Below are 14,458 nucleotides of genomic sequence, written 5' to 3'. Positions count from 1 at the left end.
GGAGCACTCTATGAAGGATACGGTTAAAAACTTAGTGAATCGGTATGACGATTTAATCAGTACCTTACAAGCAGCCTTTGTCCCTTTACTACTTCTCTTTTGCCGCTTTTGGGTTGCTTGGGTGTTCTTCAATTCAGGACTAATCAAAATCTCGTCTTGGGATAGCACGTTGTACTTATTTGAGCTGGAATACCAAGTGCCAATCTTGCCATGGGAATTGGCGGCTTATTTAGGTACGGCTGCGGAGTTGGTTCTACCGGTGTTCTTGGCACTGGGATTGATTACCCGCCCGATGGCAGCAATGCTGTTTGTGTTCAACATCATCGCAGTGATCTCTTACCCACTGTTGTGGGAGAAAGGTTTTTATGACCACCAACTTTGGGGATTGATGATTCTTATCGTAATCGTATGGGGGCCAGGACCGCTGTCTTTGGACCACATCCTGAAAAAGAAAATGACGAGCTAAAAAAATCCCCGCATCATGCGGGGATTTTTTATTATTTATTCAAGTAAGCCAGTAGCTCTTCTGCTGAGATACCTTGCTGAGCGAGGTCTTTTGCCATCTGCTCGACTTGTTCATCTTTGCGTGACTCAATCACTTGCTGAAATTGGTACACGATATCACGCAAAATTGGCAGAGGTACTTGTTTAGCCGCACTACGAATACGCTCGGAGCTTTGATTACCCAGCTCATTAAGCAACTTGCCAAACATCACCTTTTCTGGTGAATCTTCCATTTGCTCTAGAATACGAGCCATTTCATACGTGGTTAACGACATTACTTTTTGAGTTCCGTTATGGTGTCAGGAAAAGTCTGAGTGACAAATATACACGCCTTACTTACATTGGAAAATACTAAATTACACTGATTTACGCTTTCGCAAAGCTCGAGTGCCAGTTCTTCCCTGCTTTTGTAAACAGAACGACCAACGCAGGTAATAGGACCCACATATGAATTGCAATCAAGGTTTGTGGATCCAGAGATAAGCGTTGCAGTGTACCCACCAACAAACCAGAGCCACTCATTTGGAACAATCCAAGCAGTGCAGCTGCCGTGCCCGCCTTATCACCAAACGGTTCTAACGCTTTCCCTGCCGCTGCACCCAGAATGAATGCAAAACCTACAGAAGACATAAAGATAGGTAACATGAAAGAAAGCGCGGTATTCTGACCATTCATCACTAGCATGATCACACCTGCGAGACCCAGAGTTGAGATCCCGGTGACCAAGGTGTTGTGAGTTCCAACGCGCTCCATGAACTTAGGCGCCAGCATACATGCCGCAATGTTTATCACCGCATTCACACCAAACCAGAAAGTGAATTCATTCATCGACAGCCCCATCCCCGTCATCAATACCGACGGTGCTGAGGTAACGTAAGCAAGAATAACCGCCATCGCCATCAAGCATAATGACGCATGGAAAACAAAAGATGGTGTGCTAAGCACTGCCCAATACCGACTAAGCTTAAACACGGCTTGCTTTTCTGTTGACGGGTTAGTCTCTTTCATCATGAAAAACATCAATGATCCAGACACCACAGCAAAACCCGCCATAAAGCTAAAGTTAGCACGCCAGTCAAATTGCTGAGTTAACCAGCTACCTAGAATTGGAGCTAAAGCCGGAATGAAACAAATCGCACCGTTAAGGTAGCTGATCATTTTGCCGCTTTTTTCCGGGCCAAAGATATCGCGAACTGTTGCAAAGGCTGCTACCGATGTCGCACACGCACCTAAGCCTTGTAGCAGTCGGGAAACCAACATCCACTCAATATTTTGAGCACTCCACGCCAATAAAGCGCTCATCGCGTAAATGGTGATACCGCCCAATGCAACAGTTCGACGTCCGAGTTTATCTGCTAAGGGACCTGCGAATAGCTGACCAACACCCATAGCAAATAAGAACCAAGTGATCGTGTCTTGTGCTAGCGCATTATCGACCTGAAAAGTGGAAGCAATAAGAGGTAAAGCAGGTAGATAAATATCAATCGCTAAAGGACTGAAAAGAACCAAAAGGGTCAATAACGCCATCTGTTTTTTACTATTAGAAAACTGGCTAGACACACAACACTCCGAATTGGATAAAGAACTTTGGGTAAAGCTTAATCATCTGATGATATGAATGGAAATGATGTATAATCATGAGCATTATTCCTCAGAGGAAATTCACTGTGAACGTCGAAAAACTGGCTCGTATCGATTTAAATCTATTGGTCTGCTTTAAAGTGCTGATTGAAGAGTTAAATGTTACTCGTGCGGCCCACCGATTGTGCTTAAGCCAATCCGCCGTAAGTAAATCACTGGCTAAACTGCGCATTCAATTTGATGACCCGCTTTTCACTCGAAACTCACATGGATTAACACCTACGCCGCGCGCATTGTTTCTTAAACCGAAACTGGATCTGTTGATAAATCAGTTAGAAGTGCTGACTCAACCCGAAGAGTTTTCTCCGCAAAGCAGCGAATACCGTTTTCAAATAGCAGCGGTAGAGAGTGTCTACCCTCTCATTCTACCCCATTTCTTACCGGCGATTTTTCAACAAGCACCTGGCGTGACAATCAGCACACACCCGTGGTCGGATAATACATTTAAAATGCTTCAACGCGGCGAACTGGATTTAGGCCTAACTGGAAAAGATATCGATATAAACGATGCCAAGCTGACTCTTCAACCACCCGATGACATTTGCGAGTTGGAAATTTATCGTGATTACCAAATGTGCATCATTCGCAAAAACCATCCTGCGCTAAAACAACCTTGGAATCTGGAAGCCTATCTCGCCCTACGCCATGTACAAGTACGCTGTGATGGCAACGACCGTTGGTTGCTGGATTATCGCCTTGCAGATATTGGCGCCGACCGCGATATTGCCGTCACCGTGCCCGACTTTAACAGTGCCGCAAGTTTATGTTCATACACCGACTTTATCTTTACTGCGCCAAGTCATTTTGTGCAACTTGCGGCCAAACAGCTTGATTTGGTCGTGCTGCCACTACCGTTAGAATTCCCACCTATGGCTTACACTTTATTCTGGCACCGAGATAGAGAAAACGACCCTGCATTAGGCTGGCTACGTACGATGATCACACAAAAAACCGATCACCTTAGATAAAAACACCGCACTCAATTTGCGCTTAGCGGCTAAAATGAGTAGCTTAACTGTTGTAGTCCTTTTTGGCTCATCTATGGCCTAGTTGTACTCCGACTCTATTGAAGTGATTGCGAACCTCAATGGAATCGTAAACTGCATGAAGCAGATGGAAACAGCTCCCACACCTGAGCATGAAGGAGCGGTAATTTGAAGGAATAACACAGATGCACAACGATACCCAAAGCCGCGTGAATGCAATTCGCGAATGGCTAGCACAACATAATATTGATGCCCTACTTGTCCCACATGAAGACGAGTACTTGGGCGAATACGTACCAGCGCACAACGAGCGTTTACATTGGCTAACTGGCTTTACTGGTTCTGCTGGTGCTGCGGTAATCACCAAAGACAAAGCCGCTATCTTTGTTGATGGTCGCTACACAGTACAAGTAACAAAGCAGGTTCCTGCTGATCTATTCGAATACCGTCACTTGATTGAAGAGCCTGCACTAGATTGGATTAAAGACCATCTTGCAAATGACGCGTCTGTGGCAATCGACCCTCGCATGCACAACTCTGCTTGGCTAGACATGGCACAAGCAAAACTTGCAGGTACCCTTGAGCTTAAGATTCTCGATAGCAACCCAATTGATGAACTGTGGCACGACCGCCCTGCTCCTGTGGTTTCTGATGTTCGCCTAATGGCAACAGAAACAGTTGGACAATCAAGTGAAAGCAAACGCCAAGAAATCGCAGAGCTCGTGAAAAAAGCCGGTGCAGACAGCGCAGTGATCACAGCACTTGATTCTATCTGTTGGTTGCTCAACGTTCGTGGTCTAGATGTCTCACGTCTACCAGTTCTTCTTTCTCACGCGATTCTGCACTCAGACTCAAGCGTGGAATACTTCCTAGATCCTGCTCGCCTACCTGCTGAGTTTGACGCTCATGTTGGTGCCGGCGTGACGGTTCATCACCCAGAAGCATTGCAAGCACGACTAGAAAACCTAACTGGCAAGAATGTACTGGTTGACCCTGCGACAAGTAACGCGTGGTTTAAGCTGGTTCTACAAAACGCTGGCGCATCTGTGGTGAGTAAAGCTGATCCATGCCTAATGCCAAAAGCAGCAAAGAACGCTGTTGAAATCGCAGGCATGAAAGCATGTCATATCCGTGATGGCGTAGCGATGAGTAAGTTCCTTTCTTGGTTAGATGCTGAAGTCGTTGCGGGTAACCTGCATGATGAAGCGACGCTGGCAGACAAACTGGAAGCGTTCCGCAGCGAAGACCCGACACTTATGGATCTTAGCTTCGATACTATCTCGGCAGCAGGTGGCAACGCGGCGATGTGTCACTATAATCACGAGAACCAACCTGAACCTGGCAAGCTAGAACTGAACACACTTTACCTAGTGGATTCAGGCGGTCAGTACCTAGATGGCACGACAGACATCACGCGTACCATCGCGATCGGTCAGCCTTCACAAGAGATGATTAAACAATTCACTCTCGCGCTAAAAGGCCACATCGGTGTTGCACGTGCACGTTTCCCGAAAGGCACACGTGGTTACCAAATCGATACGCTAGCTCGTCAGCACCTGTGGGCGGAGGGCTACGATTACGATCACGGTACTGGTCACGGTGTTGGTCACTTCCTAAGTGTTCATGAAGGTCCAGCAAGCATTTCGAAGAAGCAAATCGACGTGCCTCTAACAGAAGGCATGGTGCTGTCCAACGAGCCAGGTTACTACCGTGCGGATGCGTTTGGTATCCGTATCGAGAACCTAGAGCTTGTTGTTGAAACCCCAACTAACGGTGACTTCCCTGTTCTGTCATTCGAGTCGCTAACACGCTGTCCAATCGACAAGCGCAACATCAATGTTGATATGCTAACTCGTCCAGAGCTTGCTTGGTTGAATGATTACCATCAGAAGGTATGGGATGAGATCAGCCCACTTGTTGAGGGTGATGTGAAAGAGTGGCTTCGTCAAGCAACGCTACCAGTAGCACACAGCTAGAAGCTAGAAGCTAGAAGCTAGAAGCTAGAAAAAAGTAGAGGGTTGATGTTTTGCATCAACCCTCTTTTCTTTACTTATGTTTCACGTGAAACATAACGATGACCAGTGTCTTTATTTGCTGATTAACCAGAATACGCCGAGTGCCAATCTCGCCATACAGGATCAAAGCCTTTGGCTCGAATCATATCTTCCACAGAACCAGCACTTCGCTCATCACTGATCTCAAACTGCTCGAGTTCAACATCATCCATCGCATAACCACCCGGCTGAGTTTTAGATGCAGCAGACATACTGGTGATACCTAACGGTAATGCATTGTCTCTGAACTTTGGTGATTCACGAGTCGATAATGACAACTCCACTTCTGGATTCAACAAGCGATAAGCGCAGATCAACTGCACAAGCTGTTTATCCGTCATGACTGATTTGGGTTGGAGCGCGCCCTTACAAGGACGTAAACGTGGGAAAGAAATTGAGTAACGAGTCTGCCAATATGTGCGCTCAAGATAGTCCAAGTGCGCTGCCACATAAAAACAATCTGTTCGCCACTCTTCCAACCCTATTAAAGCACCAATACCGATCTTATCGATGCTCGCCTTTGCAAGACGATCGGGTGTATCCAATCGGTATTCAAAATCCATCTTATTGCCACGCAAATGGTGCTCGGCGTAAGTCGAAGGGTGATACGTTTCTTGATAGACCATCACCGCATCCAAACCCAATGTCTTGAGCTCAGCGTATTCGTCTTGATCAAGTGGCTGTACTTCCATCGCTAAATAGTTAAAGCGCTTCTTAATCATCGGCACCATTTCGCGGAAGTATTTCATGCCCACTTTGGTTTCGTGTTCGCCAGTCACCAGCAATACGCTATCAAACTTCATGCGCTTGATTGCTTCGACCTCTGCAACCACTTCGTCCCGATTCAAGGTACGACGCTTGATTCTATTCTCCATCGAGAAGCCACAATAAGTACAAGCATTGGCACACAAGTTAGAAAGGTACAATGGAATGTAAAGCGACATGGTATTACCAAAGCGCTTACGAGTTGCCGAATATGACAGCTGCGCCATTTGCTCTAAGTACGCTTCAGCCGCTGGTGAAATTAGCGCTTTAAAGTCTTCCAAATCACGCTTGGGTTTATTCAATGCTCGCTCGACGTCTTTTGCCGTTTTCGCATAGATAGACATCGAAATGTCATCCCAATTAAGCAGCTTAAATTGTTCAACGAAGCTCATGTTTTCCTCGCTTAATAGCTAAACCAATCTAGGACTAAAGCTCATCTAGGAATGACGTCAGTGGACTCGACGCAACCGCATGAGAAACCTTACCTGCAAGTCCGGCTTCATAAGCCATACGCCCCGACTCTACCGCCAACTTAAATGCTTTCGCCATCGCAACGGGATCGCTCGAAGTCGCAATCGCGGTATTAACTAGCACGGCATCCGCGCCCATTTCCATCGCACGCGCGGCATGTGAAGGAGCACCAATACCCGCATCAACAATGACAGGAACATTAGCTTGGTCGATGATGATCTCTAGGAAATCGTGAGAAACTATCCCTTTGTTGGAACCAATCGGAGCACCCAATGGCATGACAGCAGCGCAGCCAACCTCTTCCAATCGTTTACACAGAACCGGGTCAGCATGACAGTAAGGAAGGACAATGAAGCCTTCACGAACCAGCTGTTCAGCGGCTGCAAGTGTCTCAATTGGATCGGGCATCAAGTACTTCGGGTCTGGATGAATTTCCAGTTTTAGCCAGTTAGTACCCAACGCTTCTCGCGCCAGTTGTGCAGCAAACACAGCATCTTTAGCATTCTTTGCTCCTGATGTGTTTGGCAATAAGTTCACACCCGCTTTTACTAGAGGCAGCAAAATATCGTCTTGTTGGTCATTCACATCCACACGCTTCAACGCCATGGTCGCAAGTTGAGAACCCGATACTTGAATCGCTTCTGCCATTAATCGGCTGCTGGCAAATTTCCCTGTTCCCGTGAACAGTCTTGATTCGAATTGTTTATCACCAATTTTAAGCATCGACTTTAACCCCCTGCGATCGCTTGAAACAAAGAGATGCTATCTCCCTGTGAAAGAACTGTGCTAGCCCACTCACTGCGTGGCACAACATTGTTATTAATTGCAAAAACACAGCCCATTTCAGGCAGCGCAAATTGACTAATGATTTGCTGTAGATTCGACTCACTGGCAACTTGATGTGACTGGTCATTGATGACAATAGTGATCACATCTAAGTCAGCAGCGGTCATTTGTGTTGTTTGTTGTTCTGATAACGTCATTGCTTCCAACTCTCTTAATTCTGCCCATTACTCACAAGCTAAATCTGAGCACACACTTGGCACTGTTTATCTTTGCTTATCGCCATGGTTTGCCATTGCAGTTTCAACCCATCAAACAGATGCAACTTGGCAGTCTCGACATGAAACTTTCCCGTCGCCAGTTTTTGAATTGCTGCTATCGCTTGGTAGTTACCAAGTGTGCCGACCACCGGACCGACGACACCGCTCTCACTGCACTTTTGCGTTTGCGGTAATTCGTCGAACGGATACAAACAGCGGTAACACGCTTTACTCTGCGCTTCTTGTTCACTTGGTGTTTGGTAATCAAAGACAGCGAATTGCCCTTGCCAACCAATTGCCGCCGCCGAGATGAGCGGCGTATTTTGCTCGAAACAAACTTGGTTAATTAGCTGACGCGTTGGCATGTTATCGGTGCAGTCGAGCACCACATCCGCTAGCATCACCTCAAGCTGAAGCTGTGCTTTGTCTAATCGCTTATTGAGGGCACGAATTTGAACCATAGAATTAAGTTCAGTAAGTTGCTTTACAGTCGCTTTTGTTTTCGCAACTTGGAGGTCTTGTTCACGATAAATGATCTGACGTTGTAGGTTACTGCTATCAACTTCATCATCATCAACCACAACCAATTTACCAACACCCGCTGATGCCAAGTACAAACTCGCTGCGCTCCCTAACCCACCACAACCGATGATCAGCACATGCGATTTACTCAAACGCTCTTGCCCAATTTCGGCAATTTCAGGCAGAGCGACTTGGCGCTGATAGCGAAGGAACTGCTTATCCGTGAGCATGCTCGCCTCTCTTGGTATCCGCCAACTCACTATTCTGATCAGTGAACGTTAGCTGTCTTTCCTTCATCAGTTGTGCGAAGAACTCGATGGCCGATTGAGGTGATTCTGCCAACGTAATAGCACGCACTACTGCTAAGCTAGAAACACCTGTTTGCCAAACTTGGTCAGCATTAGATTGGTCAATGCCACCAATCGCGACCGTCGGAAAGCCAAGCACATAGTCACTACCTGCTTTGTCTTTTACGGGACGGAAAACCAACTCTGTGTTTCCGTAAGGAATGCTATCAATCAGCTTTTGATAAAGAGACAAGCGCACCAAACCTTGTGGTTTCGATGGCATCTGTTTTGTGGTGGTTGGGAAAATATGCCCTAGCGCGATGTAACTAGGATGAATTTGTACGATGCGCAGTAGCTCATAATAACCATGAGTAGAAAGACCAAGACAAATGCCGGCTTTAGTTAGCTGAGCCAAATTCGATTCTTCTATGTCTTCTTGTCCTAGGTGAACACCATAAGCGCCATGCTTGATTGCCAACTGCCAGTAGTCATTTATGAACACTTGTGCTTGATACTGACGACCTAGCTCAATTGCTCGAATGATCTGTTGTTCTAAATCGGCTTGTTGTGGGTTCTTTATTCGCAGTTGAATAGTGTTGATGCCTAGTGGCAGTAGACGCTCAATCCAAGCAACATCATCAACGACTGGATAGAGCCCTAGACTTTGCTTAGTTAGAGTTGGAAAGCTAACGCTCTCACCTTGTGCAGACCAACCAACTTGAATACCTAGTCGGTTATCCTCCAGTACAGGTGTGGGGAAATCATCAAATTGGTCAGCCCACTGAGTAGATCTTCCCTCGTTAAGGTTGCCATTCAACAGTGTTTCACGTGAAACATTCGCTTGTTGAGTTAGCATTCCTCGAGCAAGTGTTAACGCATCTTCGATAGGAAAATCGAGTACTGTCAGCGTTACTATCCAAGCAAGGTGATGTTCAGGATCGAACATTGCGTTGAGTTTGGACTTAACGGAAAGCGCTCTCACTTCGTTGTTAATTGGGTGACGCCAGATATCAAGCTGAAGCACTTTCTCCTTTTTATCGGATACCTGAGTATCAGCAATACCAATATAAATCGCTTTCGACGGTTGCTTAGCACACGCTTCTACCGACAAAGCAGAGCGGTAATAGAGCACAAATGAACTCTCATTCTCAGAGTCATAACCATTAATAAGATCTGTCGTTATGCGTGTGGTCTGTTGGTCGCGAACAAGCTGAATAGATTGAGTTGGGCTCACACCCAACTCAATGTCTTCGATGCTAAAACCCTGTTCTTTCGCCAACAACAAACATTGCTGAACTAAACCAGTCAGTTCAATCAATGATGACGGAATAAGGATTTTGCTCATTAGTCACTTACCTCGGCATGTGCTGCTGGGTGGTATAGCTCGGAACCTGACTCTCTAAATTCTTGCGATTTCTGACGCATCCCCTCAAGAGGATCATCCAGCATTTTGATCGATATAGCTTGGTCCGCAGCAACTTGCTCAGTGTCTTTCGCATACTCTCGTACCTCTTGCGAGATCTTCATCGAGCAGAACTTTGGTCCACACATCGAACAGAAGTGAGCAACTTTGCCGGACTCTTGAGGCAAGGTTTCATCATGGAAAGCACGAGCAGTATCTGGGTCGAGCGACAAGTTAAATTGATCTTCCCAACGGAACTCGAAGCGAGCTTTAGAAAGCGCATTATCACGAACTTGAGCGCCAGGGTGCCCTTTCGCTAAATCAGCGGCGTGCGCAGCAAGCTTGTAAGTGATCATGCCTACTTTCACGTCTTCTTTGTTTGGTAAGCCAAGATGCTCTTTAGGAGTTACGTAGCAAAGCATTGCACAGCCATACCAACCAATCATGGCAGCGCCGATGCCTGAAGTAATATGGTCGTAACCAGGAGCGACGTCTGTCGTCAGCGGACCAAGGGTATAGAAAGGAGCCTCATGACAGTGCTCTAACTGCTCTTCCATGTTCTCTTTGATCATATGCATTGGAACATGACCAGGACCTTCGATTATCACCTGTACGTCGTATTCCCACGCTATCTTGGTCAACTCACCAAGAGTGCGAAGCTCTGCAAATTGCGCTTCGTCGTTAGCATCGGCTACCGAGCCAGGGCGCAGACCATCACCAAGAGATAGTGCGACATCGTACTTAGCACAGATTTCACAGATCTCTCGGAAGTGGGTATATAAGAAGCTTTCTTGGTGATGCGCTAAACACCATTTCGCGATGATAGAACCACCACGAGAGACGATGCCAGTAACGCGTTTTGCAGTCATTGGCACATAACGAAGTAGTAAACCGGCATGGATAGTAAAGTAGTCAACGCCCTGCTCTGCTTGCTCAATCAGGGTATCGCGCATCACTTCCCAGTTAAGGTTTTCCGCAACACCGTTCACTTTCTCAAGCGCTTGGTACATTGGCACGGTACCGATCGGAACCGGACTGTTACGTAGAATCCACTCGCGAGTTTCGTGAATATTGCGTCCAGTAGAGAGATCCATAACGGTATCGCCACCCCAGCGCGTCGCCCACACTAGTTTCTCTACTTCTTCTTCAATCGAAGAAGTGACCGATGAGTTACCGATGTTGGCGTTCACTTTGACCAAAAAGTTACGCCCAATGATCATTGGTTCGGATTCTGGGTGGTTGATATTAGAAGGGATAATAGCGCGACCTTCGGCGACTTCTTTACGCACAAACTCTGCAGTAATGTCCTTTGGTAGGTTCGCACCAAAGCTTTGACCCGGATGCTGTTGATTCAGCACTTCATCGCGATACTTGGCACGCCCCATGTTTTCACGCAGCGCGATATATTCCATTTCTGGGGTAATAATACCTTTGCGAGCATAGTGCAATTGGGTCACACAATGGCCATCTTTGGCACGTCGAATACGTGGTAGATTACCGTAACGAAGATCGTCTAGTGTTTCGTCTTCTAAGCGTTCTTTGGTGTACACCGAGCTTACTTCATCAAGTAGCTCAGTATCGGCACGCTCTTCAATCCACCCTTCTCTCAGCTTAGGTAAGCCGCTATAGAGGTCTATGGTGTGCTCTGGATCTGTGTATACACCCGAGGTATCGTAAACGCGTACTGGCTCATTAGGCTCGAAAATAGGCGCTTCTTTTGTGCCTCCAATAAGGCTATCGGCGAGTGATATTTCACGCATTGGCACACGAATATCTGGACGTGAGCCTTCTACGTAGACTTTGCTTGAATTGGGGTACGGTTGTACCGAGAGTGTATCAATGAACTGTTTTGCTTCCAGTCTCGCTTGTTTGCGACTCGACATAGCATTTTTCCTTGCTTTGTTATACTAGATAAAAAGTAATTGGATAAAAATGCTTGGCGGATAGATGCGACAAGAGGAGTCAAATTAAGGCTAGTTAAAGCTTACGATATTTGCCTGTAACAACATTCGACTTTTGATAGATCAACCAGAAAGAACTCCGGTGTGAATATCTTCTCTTGTTCCCTTCGCAGATTCTAATCTGATCAGGTTCAACGGATCCCGAATTAACGGTCTCAGCCTTATGGCACTCCGACAAGTGATGTCAGTATATAAAAACGGCTTGGTGAAACCAAGCCGACCTGTTCAATTTTTAACTACTTTGCTAGCTGCGCATCAATAATTGAAAGCCTATCCACGCAGCTGAAATACTTAACACGACATTCAACAATACGTTCAACCCCATCTTAAAGAAAGCGCCCTGCTGCATAAGCAACACATTATCCATCGAGAAGGTGGAAAACGTCGTTAGTGCCCCTAAAAAACCCAAGCCAATCACTTGTCGCCAAGGTTCCGTTGCCAAAAGTTCATTATCGAAAGCTGCTATCAATAAGCCCATCATAAATGAGCCAACAACGTTAACGGTTAACGTACCATATGGAAAACCACGCCCCAATAAAATGACACAAAGTTCAGAAATTAAGTAACGAGAACATGCACCAAATGCACCACCCAATGCAATAAAACCCAAAACGGATAGTTGTCCCATAATTCCCCCAGAAAAGTTAATGGCGACATTGTAATCAAATTTACGGCAATAGTGATTATACAATCTTAGAATTCAGCAAAGTATAGCGCTTAAAACTTATCAAGATTTTAAAAGTTACAGGAGTCACTTTACTTCAATGTAACCCATCAAACCCGTCTTCATATGTTCAATTACATGACAATGGTACATCCAACGCCCTGGGTTATCTGCAACAAATGCCGCTTTCGCACTGCCGTTTTTTCCAAGTAAGACCGTATCGGTATGAAACGGTTCGTCGAGTTTTTTGCCATCTAACTCAAGAACCGTAAATGTGTGTCCATGAAGATGAATAGGATGATGATATTGGGTGACGTTCTTTAGGTTGAAGATATAGGTTTTTCCCATCTCCAATGTTGAAAGCGGCGCTGGAATATTATCTTTGCTCATTCCCTCCCAAGCCCGTTTGTTCATCAGCCAGAATTGGGGGATCGCTTTGCCCGATTTATCAGCAGGAGTGATCGCCCCCTCCCACTCAAACACATAATCGATTTGCTCTGCATTTTTCAAATCGAGAGCTGGCACAGGGTTGAGAGGTAATAAAGGCAGTTTCTGGTTGTTCGACAGATCAGACTCAACAACGTCAAACTCGCACAAAGGGAATGGGAAGCGTCCTTTCATTTGACGCACATAAACACGTTTTCCAGCCTTTGGAGCAATCAATCCGACATCTAACCTCATTCCTGGACCAATTTTATGCTCAGTGAGCTTGTAAGGCGTTTTAACAGGGTTACCATCAATAGCGATAACCCAAGCCTCTGCACCTTCAATAGCGATCGGGTAAGTAATGGTGTTATCGACATTAGCAATTCTTAATCGCGTGGTAGCATTCTGCTTCAGCGTATAAACAGGTTCATGCACACCATTGACGCTACTCCACTCTCCGGGAGTCCCCATACGAGCGCTCAAGCGCGGTACCATAAGGTTCTTCCACTGACCTTGTTTGTCTAAATGCCAATGCTTTAGAACTATTTCCTGTTCTTCATCAAATAGAACAGGCTCAGCCTCTTCAACGATAATTAGCCCAACTAAGCCCATACCAAGTTGCTTAACGCTATTCATGTGGGGGTGATACCAAAACGTGCCTGCATCTGGCGGTGTAAATTCATAAACGAATGTTTCACCCGGCATGATAGGCGGCTGGCTTAAGAAAGGTACACCATCCATTTCAATAGGGATTCGCAAGCCATGCCAGTGGATTGTAGTCGGCTCTGAAAGCTTGTTAGTAAACCTAATTATAACTTTCTCGCCTTGGCGACAACGAATCGTAGGCGCTGGAATCGAACCATTAAATGCGAGTACGTCTGTGTTAAACCCAGGGATCAATTCTGCAGTAGAAGGCTCTGCAGTGATATCGTATATATATTGCCTCTGCTTATTAGTGCTCCTAGATAGAGAACATGCAGGTAGAACGGTAAGCGCGGAGATTGCTAAGGATGATTGAAGAAAGCGTCGACGAGATATATCCATACATAGTTACTCATTAATCCAGATCGGTTGAGTGTAACTAAATATAAATAGTGATTCCCCTTTATTATTAAAATTTCGGGCCACTGATCATTACAGCTAACTGTAGTTTCGTTCGTTCAGTAGATTAAATGCTGCCAAAGTACAGCAGAAAGCCATACTTACGGGATAAGAGTAGAAATAAGCTGTAATAATGAGAAGAAACCAGTTACAAAAAAGGCTCTGACCTAAGTCAGAGCCTGATATGTGGCAGGGGTGGAGAGATTCGAACTCCCAACACGCGGATTTGGAATCCGCTGCTCTGCCAATTGGAGCTACACCCCTATAGAATTTTCATATTCTAGATTTGACAAAACCTCGCATAAGCGAGGTTGTCGATATTAAGTGGCGGAGTGGACGGGACTCGAACCCGCGACCCCCGGCGTGACAGGCCGGTATTCTAACCAACTGAACTACCACTCCGCAGTGGTATCACTCGCTTTAATAAGCAAGCGTCCAAAATTTAAAGCCTGGCGATGTCCTACTCTCACATGGGGAAGCCCCACACTACCATCGGCGCTATTTCGTTTCACTTCTGAGTTCGGCATGGAAATCAGGTGGGTCCAAAACGCTATGGTCGCCAAGCAAATTCTTTAATCTGGAAAGCTGTTTTTTAATTCTCGTTCTTACACATTCAACGTTCTTTCATTGA

13 protein-coding genes, 2 tRNA genes, 1 rRNA gene and 1 riboswitch are annotated in these 14,458 nt (G+C 45.9%); of the genes, 3 read left to right on the top strand and 13 right to left on the bottom strand.

The window, feature by feature from the left end:
- Positions 1 to 10 precede the first annotated feature (10 nt).
- Entirely contained in the window at positions 11 to 466 is a 456-nt protein-coding gene (locus tag UQW94_RS22915) for a DoxX family protein (RefSeq protein ID WP_017821782.1), read from the top strand.
- Positions 467 to 497: 31 nt separating this feature from the next.
- On the opposite strand, the gene UQW94_RS22910 is transcribed toward UQW94_RS22915, so the two are convergent.
- On the bottom strand, positions 498 to 779 hold the full coding sequence (locus tag UQW94_RS22910; protein WP_005378786.1) for a hypothetical protein: 282 nt from the start codon (positions 777 to 779) through the stop codon (positions 498 to 500).
- Positions 780 to 870: 91 nt separating this feature from the next.
- A complete protein-coding gene (locus UQW94_RS22905; RefSeq protein ID WP_005382927.1) occupies positions 871 to 2,064 on the bottom strand; it encodes a multidrug effflux MFS transporter in 1,194 nt (397 codons plus the stop codon).
- Positions 2,065 to 2,171: 107 nt separating this feature from the next.
- Here UQW94_RS22905 and UQW94_RS22900 point away from each other — a divergent pair, with 107 nt between their 5' ends.
- Together UQW94_RS22900 and UQW94_RS22895 are read left to right on the top strand one after the other, a co-directional pair.
- The gene (locus UQW94_RS22900; protein ID WP_005378791.1) at positions 2,172 to 3,113 is read left to right on the top strand and encodes a LysR family transcriptional regulator; all 942 of its coding nucleotides are present in this window, start codon (positions 2,172 to 2,174) and stop codon (positions 3,111 to 3,113) included.
- 203 nt (positions 3,114 to 3,316) lie between these two features.
- Positions 3,317 to 5,107: an aminopeptidase P family protein gene (locus tag UQW94_RS22895; protein WP_033907323.1), complete on the top strand. Its 1,791-nt coding sequence runs from the start codon at positions 3,317 to 3,319 to the stop codon at positions 5,105 to 5,107.
- A 122-nt stretch (positions 5,108 to 5,229) separates the two neighbouring features.
- On the opposite strand, the gene thiH is transcribed toward UQW94_RS22895, so the two are convergent.
- From thiH to rrf, 11 genes are all read right to left on the bottom strand, one after another.
- Positions 5,230 to 6,342 carry a 2-iminoacetate synthase ThiH gene (gene thiH, locus UQW94_RS22890; RefSeq protein WP_322142578.1) on the bottom strand — a complete coding sequence of 371 codons (1,113 nt, stop codon included), beginning with the start codon at positions 6,340 to 6,342 and terminating at the stop codon, positions 5,230 to 5,232.
- A 34-nt stretch (positions 6,343 to 6,376) separates the two neighbouring features.
- Positions 6,377 to 7,144, bottom strand: a complete 768-nt coding sequence (locus UQW94_RS22885; RefSeq protein WP_213880928.1) for a thiazole synthase — start codon at positions 7,142 to 7,144, stop codon at positions 6,377 to 6,379.
- 5 nt (positions 7,145 to 7,149) lie between these two features.
- On the bottom strand, positions 7,150 to 7,404 hold the full coding sequence (gene thiS / locus UQW94_RS22880; RefSeq protein ID WP_005378804.1) for a sulfur carrier protein ThiS: 255 nt from the start codon (positions 7,402 to 7,404) through the stop codon (positions 7,150 to 7,152).
- 38 nt (positions 7,405 to 7,442) lie between these two features.
- The gene (locus UQW94_RS22875; RefSeq protein ID WP_017633516.1) at positions 7,443 to 8,216 is read right to left on the bottom strand and encodes a HesA/MoeB/ThiF family protein; all 774 of its coding nucleotides are present in this window, start codon (positions 8,214 to 8,216) and stop codon (positions 7,443 to 7,445) included.
- On the bottom strand, positions 8,203 to 9,618 hold the full coding sequence (locus UQW94_RS22870) for a thiamine phosphate synthase (protein ID WP_322142577.1): 1,416 nt from the start codon (positions 9,616 to 9,618) through the stop codon (positions 8,203 to 8,205). The genes UQW94_RS22875 and UQW94_RS22870 overlap by 14 nt, the downstream gene beginning before the upstream one ends.
- Complete coding sequence (gene thiC / locus UQW94_RS22865) at positions 9,618 to 11,558, bottom strand: phosphomethylpyrimidine synthase ThiC (protein ID WP_005378810.1); 1,941 nt, start codon at positions 11,556 to 11,558, stop codon at positions 9,618 to 9,620. Before thiC ends, UQW94_RS22870 begins: the two co-directional genes overlap by 1 nt.
- A gap of 163 nt (positions 11,559 to 11,721) precedes the next feature.
- Positions 11,722 to 11,820: riboswitch (TPP riboswitch) on the bottom strand.
- A gap of 60 nt (positions 11,821 to 11,880) precedes the next feature.
- On the bottom strand, positions 11,881 to 12,264 hold the full coding sequence (gene crcB / locus UQW94_RS22860) for a fluoride efflux transporter CrcB (protein ID WP_005378811.1): 384 nt from the start codon (positions 12,262 to 12,264) through the stop codon (positions 11,881 to 11,883).
- Between the two features lie 123 nt (positions 12,265 to 12,387).
- The gene (locus UQW94_RS22855; protein ID WP_213965903.1) at positions 12,388 to 13,770 is read right to left on the bottom strand and encodes a multicopper oxidase family protein; all 1,383 of its coding nucleotides are present in this window, start codon (positions 13,768 to 13,770) and stop codon (positions 12,388 to 12,390) included.
- A 244-nt stretch (positions 13,771 to 14,014) separates the two neighbouring features.
- Positions 14,015 to 14,091: transfer RNA gene (locus UQW94_RS22850), tRNA-Trp, on the bottom strand.
- Positions 14,092 to 14,152: 61 nt separating this feature from the next.
- Positions 14,153 to 14,229 (bottom strand) — tRNA-Asp (locus UQW94_RS22845).
- A 45-nt stretch (positions 14,230 to 14,274) separates the two neighbouring features.
- A 5S ribosomal RNA gene (gene rrf / locus UQW94_RS22840) occupies positions 14,275 to 14,391 on the bottom strand.
- Positions 14,392 to 14,458: the final 67 nt, after the last annotated feature.

Origin of the sequence: Vibrio sp. PBL-C16 (assembly GCF_034321865.1) — a bacterium.
GTDB classification, from domain to species: Bacteria; Pseudomonadota; Gammaproteobacteria; order Enterobacterales; family Vibrionaceae; genus Vibrio; species Vibrio alginolyticus.
The sequence above is the reverse complement of the archived record's forward strand: the minus strand, read 5'-3'. Positions and strand labels throughout refer to the sequence as shown.

Excerpts from the sequence above, each read along its gene's own strand:
- thiS (WP_005378804.1), bottom strand. The coding sequence starts at position 7,404 with ATGACGTTATCAGAACAACAAACAACACAAATGACCGCTGCTGACTTA.
- UQW94_RS22915 (WP_017821782.1), top strand. The coding sequence starts at position 11 with ATGAAGGATACGGTTAAAAACTTAGTGAATCGGTATGACGATTTAATC.
- crcB (WP_005378811.1), bottom strand. The coding sequence starts at position 12,264 with ATGGGACAACTATCCGTTTTGGGTTTTATTGCATTGGGTGGTGCATTT.
- UQW94_RS22855 (WP_213965903.1), bottom strand. The coding sequence starts at position 13,770 with ATGGATATATCTCGTCGACGCTTTCTTCAATCATCCTTAGCAATCTCC.
- UQW94_RS22885 (WP_213880928.1), bottom strand. The coding sequence starts at position 7,144 with ATGCTTAAAATTGGTGATAAACAATTCGAATCAAGACTGTTCACGGGA.
- UQW94_RS22910 (WP_005378786.1), bottom strand. The coding sequence starts at position 779 with ATGTCGTTAACCACGTATGAAATGGCTCGTATTCTAGAGCAAATGGAA.
- thiC (WP_005378810.1), bottom strand. The coding sequence starts at position 11,558 with ATGTCGAGTCGCAAACAAGCGAGACTGGAAGCAAAACAGTTCATTGAT.
- thiH (WP_322142578.1), bottom strand. The coding sequence starts at position 6,342 with ATGAGCTTCGTTGAACAATTTAAGCTGCTTAATTGGGATGACATTTCG.
- UQW94_RS22875 (WP_017633516.1), bottom strand. The coding sequence starts at position 8,216 with ATGCTCACGGATAAGCAGTTCCTTCGCTATCAGCGCCAAGTCGCTCTG.
- UQW94_RS22870 (WP_322142577.1), bottom strand. The coding sequence starts at position 9,618 with ATGAGCAAAATCCTTATTCCGTCATCATTGATTGAACTGACTGGTTTA.
- UQW94_RS22895 (WP_033907323.1), top strand. The coding sequence starts at position 3,317 with ATGCACAACGATACCCAAAGCCGCGTGAATGCAATTCGCGAATGGCTA.